This window comes from Undibacterium sp. FW305-107, from assembly GCF_058788535.1.
Window position 1 is genome coordinate 494,173 of record NZ_JBYTAV010000001.1, and the last position, 15,860, is coordinate 510,032.

Genomic DNA, 15,860 nt, shown 5'->3' on the forward strand with positions numbered 1-15,860 from the left:
ATACGGAAAAATGATCTGTACCGGAAATACAGAGCCCCCTGATGTTACGATAACCATACAGCCGCTCGGGAGATTCATGGGATTCTTCGATTTATTCAAATCCAGGCCATCGACGCACAAGTTTGCCCAGATCGTCATCAAGTACGCACGTAGTCAGGGCATTGCCCAGACCATGCATTTTGATGAGGCTGAATTCCGCCTGGTAGTGGGTGAAAATGGTTCGCACATACTTAACCTGCACAATGCCTATCGTGACTATTGTGCTGCAGCCAAGAGCCAGCGTGACCATGTACTGTTGAAATACACGGCTGGCTTGCAGGTGAACGGCATTCCCGACGATTTTGCCAGTGCCAGCAAACACCTGATGCCCAGTCTCAAGCCTCGTGGCCAGGGTGAATACCTGCGCCTGACTTCGCTGATGCAGGACAAACCCATGTCCTATCAACAGGCTGCCCTGCCCTTTGGTGAAGATGCCATGCTGATGCTGGCCTATGATACTGAGCATTCCATGGCGCTGGTCAACCAGAGCAATTATGAAACCTGGAATATCAGCCTTGAAAATGCCTTGAAAGTGGCATTGGACAATTTGCGTGACCGCACCGATGACAAGTTCGTGAATCTGGGGGATGGTGTCGTCGCCGGGGTATGGGAAGATGCCTATGATTCTTCACGTATCCTGCTGCCTGATCTTATTTATCGCGCTGGTTGCGGCAGTGACCCGGTGCTGATGGTGCCAACCCGTGGCCGGCTCTTGTTATGCACAGCCAATTCCAGCACCTCACAATTAAAGATGCTGGAACATGCGCAAGCCTGCATGGAGCAGGAAGGGCGTGTGGTTTCCGCCGGCATGTACAAGCTCAGGGATGGCAAGATCGTCAGCTACACTCCGGACAATGCTGATGTGCTTGACCGGCTGAGAAATCTGCAAACCACCCAGAGGGCGGAAGACTATAGTTCACAAAAGGAATTGCTGGAAGCCCTGCATGACAAAACCGGGGAAGATGTTTTTGTCGCCAGCTATACCGTACTCAAAAATAATGATACCGACAAGCTGACCTCACTTTCTACCTGGACCCAGGGCGTGGTATCGCTACTACCAAAAACCGACCTGGTCGCGATGGTCATTCCCGGTGCCCAGGAAGGCGAATACACCAGCAAAATCCTGAGCTGGGATGACCTGTGCAGCACTGCCAGCGAACTCATGCAGAGTGTGGAAGGCTATCCTGAACGTTACCTGGTAAAGGAATTCCCTGCGCAAGACAAGCTGGATGCGGCGGCGGAGTCGACTTTGTAAGGCAGAGCATAAGTATCTTATGGATCATGGCAATTTATAGGGCGCGCCCTACTACATCAAGGCTTGAACCACAATTCTGGCCGGTTCAAAGGCATCTTCTCTGCACTCAGCAAGGGGTTGCGCAAGTTGATGATGGTGCGGGATTTGAGATTGGCGTTTTTGATGGATGCTTGCTGATAGCGCTGGAATATCTTTTCAAAGCTGCCGTTTTTTATCATTTCTTCAAGGCCGTTTTGTATGTCTTCGGCCATTTTGGGTTCGCGTGGGCTGACAAAGAAATACAGGGCCGAGGGGTAATATAAGGCTATGTGTTTGTCGATCACCAATTGTTGACCGGGGCGGCCATCCAGTTCAACCTGCACTTCAAATACTGAACGCGGGAAATAATCAAAGCGCCCTGCTTTGAGCATATTAAACAATGGTTCATAAGATGCCGAGGTTTTTACCGGCAGGCCATTGCTTTTCAGTATGGGGCCGTCAGGCCAGTCCAGCTCTTGCCCGGCGCTGAAGGCGGCCAGGTCTTTGAGATTCTTCACGTCCTTGAAGATATTTGCATTCGCTGCCGTCAGCAGGGCGATGCGCCAACCTATCAGGCCCTTGTCTATGGGGATGCGGATGGGGATAAGTTGCGCCTCCCTTTCATCGGTACTCATGGTCCAGAGAATATCAACATTTCCCTGTGCCGAGCTCAGTTCATAGATGCCACGTGCCTGCTGCATGGGTGCTTCGCTGGCTTGTAGCTGGTATGGCTGGCCGCTGGTTTTGATCGCCAGTTTTAAAATTTCCAGAATATAGTCACTATGCGGATCAAGCTGCGTGGATAAGCGTGGATAGCGTATGAGCTTACCTGAGTTGTTGACTGTATTGACGGCATCACTGCCACGCGCCTGGTTCAGACAAGCAAAAGTTATCCATAACAGTATCAGTAGTCTAAGCAATTTCATCTGATCAGATTTTGTGTGGATTTCGTGGCTGGCAAACCTTCTTGTCAACACTGCTGGTACGCAGTTTTAGTGTAATGCGGGCGCGCATATCCGTGTCAAGAATCAGTAACTTATTCCTTTATATTGGTAAGAAGCAGACAGAATTTAAAAATTTGCAAACAGGATCATCTTGCCGTTGGCCTGAAGGCTCGCTTTTTATCCGCTTTTTATCCGCTTATTGTGCCATTCATTACCTGCTTTTCACACTTTGTCAGATCGCAGATGTAATTTTTTATCATCTGTTTATAGTGCCATCCAGTCATCCACCAGCCCGCGGGCGTGGCTGACACCAACTATACTCACAACACAGTCAAGGGGGAGATTTATGACCACGGCAGAAATCAATGCCAGCTTCAGCAAGCCTGTCTGGCATCAAAAGCTGTTGCAATACACTATCGTCAAATTTTTGCTGGCCGTGCTCATCGTCGGCATTGTGCAATTTGTCTCGCGCAAGGCGATGTCGCATTTCCTGGCAGGGCCAGACTGGATGGTGTTTCGTAATATGGCGGGCATGACGCTAGGCCTGCTGAGTTATGCATTTTATGTGCGTCTCATAGAAAAACGCGCCGTCACTGAACTGGCATTATTCTCGGCCTGGAAAGAATGGCTGCTTGGCCTGGTATTGGGTGCCATGCTGTTTGTCCTGGTGCTGGGCAGTTTGTCCTTGCTGGGTGTGTTTCATGTCGATGGCTACAATGACCCACGCCTGATGCTCAAATATCTTCCGGTATTTGTGGTGGTGGCGGTAATGGAGGAATTATTTTTCCGCGCTATCATATTCCGCATGATGGAGGAATCGCTGGGCAGTATCGTCGCTATCCTGATATCAGCACTGGCCTTTGGCTTTGCCCATGCATCCAATCCCGGAGCAACTATCTTCAGTTCGATTGCCATTGCGCTGGAAGCGGGCATTGCCTTTGGTGCAGCCTATATGCTTACACGCCGTCTGGCATTGTGCATTGCCATGCATTTTTCCTGGAATTTTACCCAGGGTGCGGTGTTTTCTGTCGCGGTGTCCGGCACGGACAGCAAGGGCTGGTTGCAAACCCATATGACGGGTTCTGACTGGCTCAGCGGTGGTGCTTTTGGTGCAGAAGCCTCGGTGCTGGCAGTCTTGCTGGCGACACTGATGGGCGTGGTGTTCTTGCATCTGGCCTGGAAGAAGGGCGAGTTCAAATCAGGCTTTTGGAAAAAACCGCGCAATATCGTGCCGGCATAAGGTTCGCTATGTAGCGTGTACCGCGTGCGCCTTTGCGTAATCGGTCTGTAAAAGACAGTGCGCGTAGCGCGCCCTACTGTTGCAGGTAGTTTTGCATCTGTGCCATTTCATCATGCAGCCAGTTAACAAAATGATCGACCCTGACTGCTCTGCTGCTGGCAGTGACGATGCGGTAGCAATAGCGTGAGCTGAGTTGTGCGGCCGGTAGCGTACGCAGGCGGCCTTGCTGCATGTCTTCACAGGCAATGGCAACTGGTAGCAAGGCCACGCCCTGGGCCGCGACAGCGGCCTGTACCAGCAAACCGGCATGGCTGTAATTTTGTGCAAAGTCATGTGGCTGCTTATTTTCTTGCTTCAGCAAATCATGGTTTTGCAACAGACGTATCCAGTTTTCTGGTGTGCCTTCATACAATAGCGGGTAGCGTAGCAAGCGTTTCAAGTCAGGTGGCTGACGTGCACGCTTGTCCTTGTCGGTCAGCATGGCAGGGCTATACGCCAACAATAATTGTTCGCGCCACAGCAGACTGGCTTCATCCCCTTCGACAAACAGCTGATGGCGTATGGCGATATCACATTGACCCTGGCCGGGGTCAACCACGGCATCATTGGAGTCGATACGGATATCAATATCAGGATGCAATTGTGTATAACGATGCAGGCGCGGCACCAGCCATTTCATGGCGAAGGAGTGGGTGCAAGAGATACGCAGGCTATCGTTTGCGCTGTCTTCACGCAGAGCGGCGACCTTGGTATGCAGGTCGCGCAGTAGCTGACTGACGGTGCCGGCAAATTCCATCCCTTTTTCTGTCATGCTCAGATGCCGCGCATGGCGGGCGAACAGGGCAAAGCCCAGTTGCTGTTCCAGCTGCTTGATATTCTGGCTGACAGCTGCCGGGGTCTTGTGGAGTTCATGCGCAGCCAGTTTGAAGCTGCACCAGCGCGCTGCGCATTCAAAGTCCACCAGCAAGGATAGATTACGTATGGGTTCTTGCATATTGAGATAGTTTTACTTAGTCATGACATCAATATTAATCGTTTGTCGCCATTCTTTGTTAAGCACATGATCTCCTTTTACATATGAAAGGCATATCCCATGCATAAGAATATCTTGATTATAGGCGGCACCCGCTTTTTTGGAAAACAATTGGTCAGGCGTCTGCTGGCAAAAGGCCATAGCGTCACTATCGCCACCCGTGGCCAGACGCCAGATGACTTTGGCGACGCCGTGCAACGCCTGCAAGTGGACAGGCGTGACGAAGCAGCCATGTACGCTGTGTTTGCCCATGCCAGCTATGACCTGGTGTACGACCAGATGTGTTACAGCCCGCTGGATGCAGCAATTGCGCTGGATGTATTCACCGGCAAGGTCGGGCGTTATGTGATGTCATCCACCATAGAAACCTATCGCCATTTGATCGGTAATATCAAACGGCCATTGCGTGAAGATGATCTGGACCTGAGCCAGGTCAGCATCAACTGGCAATATCCCTGGCGTGACCCGGCGCTGGCAGATACCAGCTATGCAGCAGGTAAATTGCAGGCAGAAGCTGTGTTAATGCAGGATGGTCGCTTGCCGGTTGTCAGCTTGCGCATCGCCCATGTACTGGCGGCACAGGATGATTTTACCGGCAGGCTGGCCAACTATATACGCACCGTACAGCAAGGTCAGCCCTTACATCATCTGGCAGGCGCGGGGCGCACGTCATTCCTGAATGTAGAGGCGATCGTCCATGCCATGCTATGGGCCGGGGAGACAGATTTTCTGGGGCCGGTGAATCTGGCTTGTGAAGGCAGTTTATCGGCACCGCAATTACATGAGCGCATCGCGCATTTAATGGGCAAGCCCGCACTACTGCACGTCGCCGACAATCAAGAAAAAGAAAACAGCCCCTTTGATTACGCCCATGACTATGTGATGGATACGACACGTGCGCGCAAACTGGGATATGAATTTTCTCCAGTAGATGACTGGCTGGATAAATTGATACTGGACTTGCATGTCCATCTGCAAGCTGTAAAAGCGGAGGCGCAATATGCCTGATCAGACTTCATTACTGAGTTTCATCCTGGCAGCCAGCCTGGTCATCCTCATACCTGGCCCGGCCACCTTGCTGGTGGCCGGATATGTGAAGCTATCTGCCAAACGTGCTGCAGCCGCCGTGGCGGGCATCATCTGCGGCGATGTCTTGCTGATTGCACTGTCGGCAGCAGGTTTTGCTGTACTCATGCAAAGTCTGCCCTGGCTATTGCCCACAATGCGCCTGCTGGGGGCCACGTATTTGCTGTACCTGGGTTTTATGCTCTGGCGTGGCAGTACCAGACAAAACCAGAAGGAGTTGCAGGGAGAGCAGCAGGAAGCTGCCATACCGCATCACTCGGGCTTTGCACGCGGATTATTGATCACGCTCAGCAATCCCAAACCTGTGCTGTTTTTTTCCACTTTCTTCCCTTTGTTCATTCAAGGTGGGCATGGCAATGCCGTGCAAAGTTTTGTCGTGCTGGGCGTGGTATTTGAAATAATCAACCTGCTCTATTTTGTATTCTTGTGCAGCCTGCTGAAATGGACGACCAGGCTGCTGGCGCAGCACCGGTTTGCCTGCTTGCCCAATGGTAGCGTGCAAAAATTCTGTGCCTGTGGATTGATGTTGTGCAGCGTGGGAATGCTCTGCTATCTATGAAGTAAAAGATCACGTAAAGGCGCTATCCTTATTTTTTCTTATAGAATGCTGGCATATTCAATAACTTCCTGATGGCATCCATGCGAACCTTCCTGATCTCCACAACAGTAGCAATAGGCTTCAGCCTGCTGTACAACTTGCCAGTCGCGGCCGCAGAAACAGGCAAGTTGCCTGCACAAATGCAACTGACCCGCGTTGCTGCAGACAAATGGCGCGCGGACTATAGCTTCAGCGAAGCGATATCCAGATTCACCATGCCTGCCGCGGGCGACTACCGCAGCACTGCCTGGAAGCCGCTGACAACCGGTGTACGCTATCAGGCAGAACAGTCTCCCCAGCCTGATCAGCAGATGGACAGCTATATCCTTGCGCAGCCCCTGCGCCAGCTCAGCTTTGAAATCACTGCCTACAATGGCTTTGCGCCAAAAAACTATGCCCCAAACAACCGCTTCAGCGATGGTGGCGCAGGTATCTATATGGGATTTTTTGATGGTGATGTGCAGGAAGGCGGCAAGACGCGAGGCATGAATTTGACCGTCAGCTACCGGGGGCTGCCTGGTGAGACCATCATTCCCACACCTGCGTTTGCTGATGCAGAACGCAGCTTGCGTGCCTATGCTTATTTCGGGCCACAAAAACCCGTCCCCGCCGGCACGGCCAAACTGATTCTGGATCCGGCCACGCCTGAATGGCTTGCCAAACTTATCCTTGATACTACTAGCAGCATGTCGGCCTATTTTTCCAATACCTACCAGAAAACTCTCTTGCGTGAACTGGTGTTGATGGTTTCTGTCACTGATACGAGCAGTCCGGGTTTCTCCATGAAAGGTGGTGCGACGAACGGGCAAATCACTTTCCGCCTCAGCGGCAAAGCCATGCTCAACGAACATCCTGCGATACGCCGCATGGTACAAAAATTGGTCGCCCATGAAATGGCACATATCTGGCAAGAAAACGTCAGCCAGGGTGGCGTAGGTGATGAGCCCGCCTGGATACATGAAGGCGGCGCGGAAGCGATGGCAATGGACGCACTGAAAAATACGGCAATCTGGACAGCAGAAGAAGCTGCCACTTATCAGGCAAACGCCAGCGCCACCTGCAAAAAAATCACCAGCCAGAGTGATCCCTACAATTATGCCTACGCATGCGGCCTGCAAAAATTCACGGACCTGAATGTAGACATCCCCGTGCTATGGCGCAACCTGATCAGCGAAACAGGGCAAAGCGGCCAGCCTTACAGTGAAGCAATGCTGAGCAGCGTCAGCCAGCGTTTGCGCAAATAATTGCGACGTTACCCGGCTTGGTCTTTACCCATGAATTATTAAAGGGCTTCATATGCTCATCAAAAAACTGTTTCTGCTGACCATGCTGCTTGGCAGTTCCCTGGTCAGGGCAGAAGTTGTAGAAACCCTCAACTACACCATGTATGCCGTCAAACCTGAGGCAGGTAGCTCACTGCTCAAGGCCATTAATGCCGCCACACCTATCCGCGAAGGAGATAAAAAGTATCATGGTTTCACCAGGTGGGATGTGCGCTGGAAATATAATTACGACACTTCAAGCTCAGGAATTTGCAAGGTCAAATCGGTCTCTGTCACTTTGACGACCATGATTACCTTGCCAGAATTAAGCAGCAATGATGAAACAGCCGTACGTCAATTCGCAAACTACTTGCCTGCCTTGAAAAAACACGAGCTTGGGCATTTGCAGATTGCACAAGAAGCAGCCAGAAAAATTGAACAAAGCCTGCTGCGGCAACCCGGCTTGTCCAATTGCGAGCAATTAAAAACCGCACTGAATGAACGTGGCAATGCACTGGTTGCAGTAGCGAAAACCCAGGGTAAAGAATATGACGAACAGACACAGCATGGTAAAACCCAGGGAGCATATTTAAAAAACTGATAGCCTGGTCCTGCAAATTGTGAGCAAATGCAAGTCTGGTTTGTCGCATGCAATCCAGCTGTTATCGTGCGTGGCATGTCACACACTCCTGCAGAATAAACATGCCAACCATCACCCATCAGCAAGCCCTGGATAAACTGGCCGCGCACCAGCTGGTACAAGTCATCGAAGATGATGTCGCAAGCCTGACAGCGACGGCCATGAGTTATGCCAAGCATGACCAGCAGATAACCGTGGCAGGCCATGTATTGCCCCTGCTGCTGGGGCGCTGGAATTGTGTGCTCAATGCAAACGATGCTGAAGTCAGCCCGGGCTACAGGGACAAGACTGCACTGGCGCTTGCACTGCTCTTGCATAAGCATGGTATCGCTGAGTCTGCAATTACCCAGCGTGCCCTGCAGGCCGTTGATAATCTGAATGCAGCTGTCGCCCTCAGCGATGCATTTTTCAGGAACACAGATGCCATCAAGTCTTTATTGAGCAGCCCGGTGCAGCCACTGAAGAAGCGGCCATCTACCAGGGACAGCCTGACATTTCTGCGTGCCCAGGACGTCATCGTCATCCAGCTTGAGCAATACTATTACGCCGCCTATGTACACGAGATCACGGGTTTTAATGCCTACCCCATTGTCGAGTTTTACCATGCGCGTTTTGAACAAAGGCCAGACATGGCAGCCTTGCAGGGATGTGCTGCGCAGGGCGAAACCTATAATGATGGCAAAACACGTATCTCACTGCATGCAGTCATTGGCATGCGTCATGTGCCTGATCCGGCTAACCAGTTCCACCTGATTGCCACAGGTATCACTGAAAAGCCAGACCAAAGCCAACTAGCAGCATCAGTTGGCTTGCATACGATCAGCGACTTGTTCCAACTACAAGGCATGATGCGCAAGACTGGCATCTGAATTTGTTTTTCAGCATCTTCACCTGTACTGCGCAAAGCGTGCTGCAAAACTTTCCAGCTCCACCTTTGTGGCATTGGTGATGAAGGATACAGTGTGATAGCTGCCAGTCAGGCTGATGATTTCCAGTATCTGTTCCTGGCTGAAATGCTGCTCCAGCTTTGCCCACAAGGCATCCGTCATCGTTGAGCTGGCATGCAATTCATCGACGGCTTTGAGCAGGAGTATTTCACTGCCTGATAAGGCCGTCAGTTCAGGCTCATCGCTGAGCGTGGCTGCAATATCTTCCTTGCTCAATCCTGCCTTGGCGGCAAACAGGGTGACATGTACCCCCCATTCATATTCCGAATCGCAGCGGGCACAAGTGCGCAAGATGACCAGCTCACGTTCACGCAAGGAGACAGTCCCCTTGTCCAGCAAGTTGCCAGCAAACATGCGAAGCAGCACCCGCTTGTTATGCGCCTGCGTGCGAAATAGTTTCAAGGGTGGCATGCCAGGAGGCATGATACGGCTGAAAGCCTGGTCTACTTCTGCATCGTAGGGTGGCTCCATTGGAGCAATTCTTGGCATGTCCATCGTCTTCTCCTGAAAAAGTACGCAACAAGGCAACAGGCAAATACCGGCCCGCATCGCTCAGTGCTAGAATTCATGATTCGCTACGTTATTAGTAGCAACAGCATAGCGCTACATTTAACGTAGCGCAAGGAAAAAATATGACGACACCAAAACCAAGGCAGCCCGTCAGGGGATCACAAACTGGCCGCCCTATCATGGCCTTGCTGGACTTGCTGGGCCGCCGCTGGGCTCTGCGCATGATCTGGGAACTGCGTGGTGAGCCACTGAGTTTTCGCGAACTACGCGAGCGCTGCGATGCCATGTCCCCCACGGTACTCAACCAGCGCCTGCGCGAGCTGCGAGAAACCCGCATCATAGAAATGGGGACCGCAGGTGGTTATAGCCTTAGTCCTTCAGGGCAAACGCTGATGCAGGCAATGATGCCCTTGCTGGCCTGGTCGGAAGAATGGCAGCAGATGCTGGATATGACCGGGGAAGAGGAACGTTGATTTCACCCATGCCAAGTAAGATGAATTACACTAGCAATCTACCAGAAACCCGCGTCTGCATGACCATATCGCCATCCATGTTCAAATCAACACTCTTTGCTGCCCTGCTCTCCACCCAGATATTGACAGCAAGTGCAGCCACTGCGCCAGTCGCACCAGCCAAACCCGATGTGGCGGCAGCAGCCTTTAGAGAGGGCAATTTTGCACTGGCTTTTCAGGACTGGAGTACACGGGCAGAGAATGGTGAAGCTGCAGCCCAGCATAATCTGGGCACCCTGTATCTGAACGGCAAAGGCCCGGACAAGGATGAAGCCAAGGCCATGGAATGGTTCCAGAAAGCAGCCACAGCCGGTTATGCCAGATCACAATTCAATCTGGCAGAGGGTTACAGACTGGGCATAGGCATGGAAAAAGACATGGCGCAAGCCCTGATCTGGTATCAAAAAGCAGCCGCACAGGGCCTGGCCAGCGCCCAGGTAACGCTGGGTATTCTCCATGAATTGGGGCTGGGCATGCCCAAGGATATGGAACAAGCCACCAAATTGTACAGAGCCGCCGCTGACCAGCATGATGCCGAAGCCCAGTTCCGCCTGGCCCGCATATTTGCCCTGGGCCTGGGTACTGAAGTCGATCAGCGTGTTGCCAATATCTATGCGGCGGCTGCCGCCGACCAGGGGCATCCCCAGGCACAAACTTATCTGGCAACCCAATATCTGTCTGGTGCCAGCATGCCCCGCGATGTGAATCTGGCCATCCACTTGCTGGCGCAAGCTGCCCGCCAGGGTCATGCACGTGCCTTTGCCTGGCTGGGCAATATCTACAGCGAAGGCAATGGCATTGCTGCCGACCTGCCACGCGCCTACCTGTATTTCACGATCGCCGACAGACTCGATACCGAGAAAGAAATGCAGGACATGCCCAATAAACAAAAACTGGGCCTGGCCTTTCGCCTGAAAACAGAGGACATACAACAGGCCGTGACACTGGCTAGCGAATGGCAACTCGGCAACCTGCCACCCAAGCTGGTCTTGCCTGCACTGAAAACGAACAAAGCCAAGCCGGAGATTTATCAGGGCGAGGTTTATTATTTAAAGAACTAAGCGCCCCCCTTCCAGAATGATCATGTCCGTATTGTCGTCACCATCTCACCTTCGTTCAACAACATTGCGCAGTGCCGTCGCCGTTTTCAGCAGCCTGTTATTGTTGAGTACGGCATTCGCGCAAAATGCCGCACCGCCATCACCGCCAGTCACTGGCATCAATGATGGCCCTTACGCCTTTTACCAGTCTCCCAATCAAATCGACAAGGGTGGACTGGATGTGAACTGGATATGCAATGATCAATTGCAAAAACAAAGTTTCACCGCTTCTGCCAACATCAGCCTGCCTGCGCCTTGCGGCTATCCGCAGGCATTGACGATACGTCCGGCTGCAACTGCCTTCCCTGCCAGCATCAAATTCAATGCTGACAAAGTCGCCGCCATCAGCGACATCCACGGCCAGTTTGACCTCATGCTCAAGCTCTTGCAGGGTAATGGCATCATCAACCAGGGCTGGCAATGGACATACGGCAAAGGCCATCTCGTCATCGCCGGTGACGTGCTGGACCGTGGGCCCAAGGTCACTGAAGCCCTGTGGCTGCTGTATGCACTCGAAGCCCAGGCCAGCGCCGCCGGTGGTGGCGTGCATCTGTTACTGGGCAACCATGAAGCCATTTCCATGGCTGGCGACGTACGCTACCTGAATAAAAAATATGCCGCCGTTGCTCAGCATCTGAATACCAGCTATCAGCAAATGTTTGACAACAGCAGCGTGCTGGGTCGCTGGTTGCGCAGCAAGCCCGTCATCATCCAGGTCAACGACATGCTGTTCATGCATGGCGGCCTGCATCCCGACCATCAAAACCTCAACATGAGCCTGCAACAAATCAATGAGAAATACCGCAGCACGCTGGGTTTGAGCAAGGCGCAAGTCAAGACCGATGATGTACTGAGCTGGTTATACGGCAGCATAGGGCCACTCTGGTATCGCGGCTATTTCACTGCACCAAAACTACCAGTGGACGACCTCAATAAAGTGCTGCAACAACTCAAGGTCGAACGCATCGTCGTCGGCCACACCACCATGGACGGTGTGTATTCGCACTACCAGGGCAAAGTCATCTCCATCGATTCAGGCATCAAGGGCGGCGTCAAAGGTGAAATGCTATTCTGGGATAAAGGCCAGCTCAGCAAGGCCGGCGTGGACGGGCAAAAAGTGGCGGTGCCGGATGCGCCGGAGAAACGTAAGGATGCGGGCGATTGAGTCAGTATCAAGACTACCCATACCAAAGCCATACTCTTGACGTAGGGCGCATTGCAATGCGCCGCATGTGATATCGAAATAGTGGCAATCTGTTTATCAAACAAACATGCGGCGCAGACCATAGCACCCTGCAAGACCTACGGTGTCGGTATCACCCCAGCAACACCCTCTTCACCACCCCACAAATCTCATCCACATCCCCCACCGTCAAACCCACATGCAGGGGCAGGGTAACTGTCTCGCGGGCAATGCGTTCTGCATTGGGGAACATGCCCTCGCCATAACCAAAACTCTTGCCTACGGTAGTCAGGTGGCAGGCTTCATAGGAGACACCAGTGCCTATGCCAGCATCATGCAAGACGGCACGGAAACTGTTGCGGGTGTGGCCAAAATTTTCGTAAGGGATGAGGACGCAAAACATATTCCAGGTTTGCTCTGGCTGCCCCTGGGGTGGCAGCACGATGCCCGGGATGTGCGGGAAGCTAGCGAAGTAACGTTCTGCCAGCACCTGGCGCCGGGCCATGAAGTCGTCGAACTGTGCCAGTTGGTGCAAGCCTATCACGGCGGATACATCCGACATATTGAACTTGCCGCTGGCCTCTACCACATCGCGGGTCTGGTCTGGCAGTTTGGCGATGCCGTGGAAACGCAGTACATCTATCCGCTGTGCTTCTGCTTCATCGTTGACGACGATGGCACCACCTTCTATCGTCGTCATGTTTTTGTTGGGATGGAAGCTGAAGATGGCGATGTCACCAAATGAGCCCACAGGCTTGCCCTGCCACTTCGAACCTTGCACCAGCGCGGCATCTTCTATGACGCGCAGTTTGTATTTTTTTGCCAGCGCATACAGCGCATCCATATCGCCGAGCGCACCGGGAAAATGGGTGGGCATGATGGCTTTTGTTTTAGGTGTAATGGCAGCTTCGACCTGAGCCAGGTCGATGGCGCGTGTGACCAGATCACAATCTACAAATACTGGTTTGGCACCGCATTTGACGATCATGTTCATGGCGGAGAAAAAACTTTGCGCCGAAGTGATGACTTCATCGCCCTCACCTATATTGCATAATGCCAGCGCAACTTCCATCGCACCAGTGGCCGAGGTTAGCAACCTGGTGGGGCGATGTCCAAAAGTCTGCGACAGTGCCTGCTCAAGTTCGCTGACCTTGGGGCCAGTGGCGATCCAGTTGGAACGCAATACATCGGCCACGGCCTGTATGCTGGCTTCTGATAATTGTGGCTGGGCGAATTTATGATAGGCAGATGAAGTCATGGAAAAAGACCAATGCTAAAAAAATGAAGAGTTATTGTAGCTGAAGATTTTTAAGGGCTACTTTAGAGGTCAAACCAGTCAAGCTGACTGTTCCGCAAACAGCTTGAGTCTGGCACTGGCCGCAACCAGCAGCATGGCGATACCCAGACCGGCAAAAGCCATGTTCAGGCTGATTGCATGTGCGACAAAACCTATCAGGGCCGGGCCAGCCAGTACACCTGCGTAACCTATCGTGGTGATGGCACCGATGGCCAGGCTGGCAGGCATGGCATTTTGCTTGCCTGCGGCGCTAAACAAGATGGGTACGATATTTGATGCACCTATGCCGATCAAGATAAAACCCAGAATGGCAATAACAGGTGAGCTTGCCAGTACGGCTGCAAAAAAACCTGCCGCCGCACACACGCCCCCCGTCAGCATGACCAGCTTGCCACCCAGACGCTGTACCACGCGGTCGCCCGTCAGGCGGCCCAGGGTCATGGCGATGGAGAATGCGGCATAGCCTATGCCGCCCTGCCCAGCTTCCAGCCCACGGCCTGCAGTCAGCAATAAGGCGCCCCAGTCAAGCAAGGCACCTTCGGCCAGAAAGACCACAAAGCACAGGACACCGATGAAGATCACTGCGCCATGCGGGATCACGAATTGCGGGCCATCGCGATCAGAGGCATCTGGCTCGTGCAACAGGCTGGGGCTGGCAATCCCAAGCATCAGCGCCACCAGCAGGCCAAGGCAGATACTGGCGGCCAGTGTGTTCATGCCCAGCCATAACAACAAGGCCATGGTGCCCGCACCAAGAAAACCGCCAGCGCTGAACATGCCATGAAAGCCAGACATCAATGCTGCGCCACTGTTTCTTTCAACAATCACTGCCTGTATATTCATGGCCACATCCAGCGTGCCTACCGACGCACCAAACAGGAATAGTGTCAGACCAAACAGCAAGGGGCTGCTCACTATTGCCAGACAAGGCAGGATCACGCAGGTCAAAGCACCTGCAGTCAAAATCACCTGGCGGCAACCAAAGTGTGCTGACAGCATGCCTGTCATGGGCATGGCACATAAAGAGCCACCGCCAAGGCAGAGCAAGAGCAAACCCAGCGTCGCCTCATCCAGCCCCAGCCTGTCTTTGGCATAGGGCACCAACGGTGCCCAGGCAGAAACAACCAGGCCAGCAGCCAGAAAAGCCAGACGGGTGGACAGGCGTTGTGCAGAATCTGTTTTATTGACGGGAATTACTTTGCTTCGAATTTCACGCATGAGATTGCTTGGGTACTTACCGTTTTTATAAACAGCAAAGAGATTGTTTAATGATGAAAGCGTATCTTACCGCATGCCAGATGCAGATGCAGATGCAGGGTAAGCATGACGCACGCCATTCGACATTCAAGGCTCTGGTTTTGTCCATTTCTTTTCTATGGCCGCATACACACCATTCGCCCTGATCTGGCGCAAACCCTGGTCAAGTGCATTGGCATAGCGAGTGGATTCCGGGCGGCGTTTTGAAAAACTGACATACAGGTTGTCTTCAACCAAGATGCCAGCCTGTTGAATTTTTCCTTTGAATTCTTCTGCGTGGGTACTCGTCAGGTAATCGGCAATGCGGGTATAGATCAGGGAATAATCAGAGCGGCCAAGCAAGAGTTTGCGCAGGTTGGACAAATCATTGGGCGCAGGTTCTCGAACGATACGGGTATCACTTTCAAATACCGTGCCATAGGTATAACCGTGGGTCACGCCTATGACATATTTATGCAGATCCTGAACGTTGAATTTGCTACCTCTGTTTTGCAGACTCTCAGTTCTGGCGTAGATGCCGACACTGGCCTTGAAGATGGCCTCTTTGTGGAAAAGAAAATCATGTTCCAGCTTGACGTCTTTGAGACTGTCAAAACAGCCCAGCTCCTGCCCGCTTTGTACCAGCATCAGGCAGCGTGAATAGGGAGTCGCAATAAATTTCACATCGATATTGACAGCAGCGTAGGCAGCCTTGATGACAGCAACGGCAAAGCCACGGTTTTGCCCATCCTTGACTGCCGAGTACGGGTACCAGCTATCTTCACCGACAAGCGTGATGGTCTCGGCATGGCTGTAAGCGCTGCCAAGAAAACTGCAGCAGCACAGCAAGACGCTGATGAATCTGGACAGGATTTTTTTTGAAGAAGCTGCGCGCATACTGATTTGGATGATGACGAGACCACTTGCCAGAGTGTGCCATACATTCTCTATAGAGATGTT

16 protein-coding genes are annotated in these 15,860 nt (G+C 52.5%); 10 read left to right on the forward strand and 6 right to left on the reverse strand.

The genetic code is table 11. The annotated features are described in order from the left end of the window. Positions 1 to 76 precede the first annotated feature (76 nt). Positions 77 to 1,294, forward strand: coding sequence for a DUF1444 domain-containing protein (locus tag AC3WQT_RS02355; protein WP_492701858.1), 1,218 nt, complete (start codon positions 77 to 79; stop codon positions 1,292 to 1,294). A 56-nt stretch (positions 1,295 to 1,350) separates the two neighbouring features. Here AC3WQT_RS02355 and AC3WQT_RS02360 read toward each other — a convergent pair whose 3' ends face one another. Continuing rightward, positions 1,351 to 2,238, reverse strand: coding sequence for a substrate-binding periplasmic protein (locus AC3WQT_RS02360; protein ID WP_492701860.1), 888 nt, complete (start codon positions 2,236 to 2,238; stop codon positions 1,351 to 1,353). A gap of 364 nt (positions 2,239 to 2,602) precedes the next feature. Between AC3WQT_RS02360 and AC3WQT_RS02365 the strand changes: the two genes are divergently transcribed. After that, a complete protein-coding gene (locus AC3WQT_RS02365) occupies positions 2,603 to 3,496 on the forward strand; it encodes a CPBP family intramembrane glutamic endopeptidase (protein WP_492701862.1) in 894 nt (297 codons plus the stop codon). Between the two features lie 73 nt (positions 3,497 to 3,569). On the opposite strand, the gene AC3WQT_RS02370 is transcribed toward AC3WQT_RS02365, so the two are convergent. After that, positions 3,570 to 4,490, reverse strand: a complete 921-nt coding sequence (locus AC3WQT_RS02370) for a LysR substrate-binding domain-containing protein (RefSeq protein ID WP_492701864.1) — start codon at positions 4,488 to 4,490, stop codon at positions 3,570 to 3,572. A 99-nt stretch (positions 4,491 to 4,589) separates the two neighbouring features. On the opposite strand from AC3WQT_RS02370, the gene AC3WQT_RS02375 reads away from it, so the two are divergent. From AC3WQT_RS02375 to AC3WQT_RS02395, 5 genes are all read left to right on the forward strand, one after another. After that, on the forward strand, positions 4,590 to 5,537 hold the full coding sequence (locus AC3WQT_RS02375) for an NAD-dependent epimerase/dehydratase family protein (protein ID WP_492701866.1): 948 nt from the start codon (positions 4,590 to 4,592) through the stop codon (positions 5,535 to 5,537). Next, positions 5,530 to 6,174 (forward strand): LysE family translocator, encoded by a 645-nt coding sequence (locus tag AC3WQT_RS02380; protein WP_492701868.1) that lies wholly within the window; start codon positions 5,530 to 5,532, stop codon positions 6,172 to 6,174. The genes AC3WQT_RS02375 and AC3WQT_RS02380 overlap by 8 nt, the downstream gene beginning before the upstream one ends. Positions 6,175 to 6,245: 71 nt before the next feature. Next, positions 6,246 to 7,457, forward strand: a complete 1,212-nt coding sequence (locus tag AC3WQT_RS02385; RefSeq protein ID WP_492701870.1) for a basic secretory protein-like protein — start codon at positions 6,246 to 6,248, stop codon at positions 7,455 to 7,457. Positions 7,458 to 7,509: 52 nt separating this feature from the next. Then, a complete protein-coding gene (locus AC3WQT_RS02390) occupies positions 7,510 to 8,076 on the forward strand; it encodes a DUF922 domain-containing protein (protein ID WP_492701872.1) in 567 nt (188 codons plus the stop codon). Between the two features lie 101 nt (positions 8,077 to 8,177). After that, a complete protein-coding gene (locus AC3WQT_RS02395) occupies positions 8,178 to 8,984 on the forward strand; it encodes a hypothetical protein (RefSeq protein ID WP_492701874.1) in 807 nt (268 codons plus the stop codon). Positions 8,985 to 9,002: 18 nt separating this feature from the next. Here AC3WQT_RS02395 and AC3WQT_RS02400 read toward each other — a convergent pair whose 3' ends face one another. Continuing rightward, the gene (locus AC3WQT_RS02400; protein WP_492701876.1) at positions 9,003 to 9,557 is read right to left on the reverse strand and encodes a carboxymuconolactone decarboxylase family protein; all 555 of its coding nucleotides are present in this window, start codon (positions 9,555 to 9,557) and stop codon (positions 9,003 to 9,005) included. Positions 9,558 to 9,694: 137 nt separating this feature from the next. Between AC3WQT_RS02400 and AC3WQT_RS02405 the strand changes: the two genes are divergently transcribed. From AC3WQT_RS02405 to AC3WQT_RS02415, 3 genes are read left to right on the forward strand one after another with little or no spacing between them, the layout of a single operon-like run. Then, complete coding sequence (locus AC3WQT_RS02405) at positions 9,695 to 10,045, forward strand: winged helix-turn-helix transcriptional regulator (protein ID WP_492701878.1); 351 nt, start codon at positions 9,695 to 9,697, stop codon at positions 10,043 to 10,045. Between the two features lie 20 nt (positions 10,046 to 10,065). Next, complete coding sequence (locus tag AC3WQT_RS02410; RefSeq protein WP_492701880.1) at positions 10,066 to 11,145, forward strand: tetratricopeptide repeat protein; 1,080 nt, start codon at positions 10,066 to 10,068, stop codon at positions 11,143 to 11,145. A 22-nt stretch (positions 11,146 to 11,167) separates the two neighbouring features. Then, complete coding sequence (locus AC3WQT_RS02415) at positions 11,168 to 12,349, forward strand: metallophosphoesterase (protein WP_492701882.1); 1,182 nt, start codon at positions 11,168 to 11,170, stop codon at positions 12,347 to 12,349. A 151-nt stretch (positions 12,350 to 12,500) separates the two neighbouring features. Here the strand turns inward: AC3WQT_RS02415 and AC3WQT_RS02420 are convergent, their stop codons facing one another. The 3 genes from AC3WQT_RS02420 to AC3WQT_RS02430 form a co-directional block, all read right to left on the reverse strand. After that, on the reverse strand, positions 12,501 to 13,625 hold the full coding sequence (locus tag AC3WQT_RS02420) for a DegT/DnrJ/EryC1/StrS family aminotransferase (protein WP_492701884.1): 1,125 nt from the start codon (positions 13,623 to 13,625) through the stop codon (positions 12,501 to 12,503). A gap of 78 nt (positions 13,626 to 13,703) precedes the next feature. After that, a complete protein-coding gene (locus AC3WQT_RS02425; protein WP_492701886.1) occupies positions 13,704 to 14,882 on the reverse strand; it encodes an MFS transporter in 1,179 nt (392 codons plus the stop codon). Positions 14,883 to 15,008: 126 nt separating this feature from the next. Next, the gene (locus AC3WQT_RS02430) at positions 15,009 to 15,797 is read right to left on the reverse strand and encodes a substrate-binding periplasmic protein (protein WP_492701888.1); all 789 of its coding nucleotides are present in this window, start codon (positions 15,795 to 15,797) and stop codon (positions 15,009 to 15,011) included. Positions 15,798 to 15,860 lie beyond the last annotated feature (63 nt).

Excerpts from the sequence above, each read along its gene's own strand:
- AC3WQT_RS02395 (WP_492701874.1), top strand. The coding sequence starts at position 8,178 with ATGCCAACCATCACCCATCAGCAAGCCCTGGATAAACTGGCCGCGCAC.
- AC3WQT_RS02360 (WP_492701860.1), bottom strand. The coding sequence starts at position 2,238 with ATGAAATTGCTTAGACTACTGATACTGTTATGGATAACTTTTGCTTGT.
- AC3WQT_RS02370 (WP_492701864.1), bottom strand. The coding sequence starts at position 4,490 with ATGCAAGAACCCATACGTAATCTATCCTTGCTGGTGGACTTTGAATGC.
- AC3WQT_RS02420 (WP_492701884.1), bottom strand. The coding sequence starts at position 13,625 with ATGACTTCATCTGCCTATCATAAATTCGCCCAGCCACAATTATCAGAA.
- AC3WQT_RS02355 (WP_492701858.1), top strand. The coding sequence starts at position 77 with ATGGGATTCTTCGATTTATTCAAATCCAGGCCATCGACGCACAAGTTT.
- AC3WQT_RS02380 (WP_492701868.1), top strand. The coding sequence starts at position 5,530 with ATGCCTGATCAGACTTCATTACTGAGTTTCATCCTGGCAGCCAGCCTG.
- AC3WQT_RS02390 (WP_492701872.1), top strand. The coding sequence starts at position 7,510 with ATGCTCATCAAAAAACTGTTTCTGCTGACCATGCTGCTTGGCAGTTCC.
- AC3WQT_RS02425 (WP_492701886.1), bottom strand. The coding sequence starts at position 14,882 with ATGCGTGAAATTCGAAGCAAAGTAATTCCCGTCAATAAAACAGATTCT.
- AC3WQT_RS02365 (WP_492701862.1), top strand. The coding sequence starts at position 2,603 with ATGACCACGGCAGAAATCAATGCCAGCTTCAGCAAGCCTGTCTGGCAT.
- AC3WQT_RS02375 (WP_492701866.1), top strand. The coding sequence starts at position 4,590 with ATGCATAAGAATATCTTGATTATAGGCGGCACCCGCTTTTTTGGAAAA.
- AC3WQT_RS02405 (WP_492701878.1), top strand. The coding sequence starts at position 9,695 with ATGACGACACCAAAACCAAGGCAGCCCGTCAGGGGATCACAAACTGGC.
- AC3WQT_RS02415 (WP_492701882.1), top strand. The coding sequence starts at position 11,168 with ATGTCCGTATTGTCGTCACCATCTCACCTTCGTTCAACAACATTGCGC.
- AC3WQT_RS02385 (WP_492701870.1), top strand. The coding sequence starts at position 6,246 with ATGGCATCCATGCGAACCTTCCTGATCTCCACAACAGTAGCAATAGGC.
- AC3WQT_RS02400 (WP_492701876.1), bottom strand. The coding sequence starts at position 9,557 with ATGGACATGCCAAGAATTGCTCCAATGGAGCCACCCTACGATGCAGAA.
- AC3WQT_RS02410 (WP_492701880.1), top strand. The coding sequence starts at position 10,066 with ATGAATTACACTAGCAATCTACCAGAAACCCGCGTCTGCATGACCATA.
- AC3WQT_RS02430 (WP_492701888.1), bottom strand. The coding sequence starts at position 15,797 with ATGCGCGCAGCTTCTTCAAAAAAAATCCTGTCCAGATTCATCAGCGTC.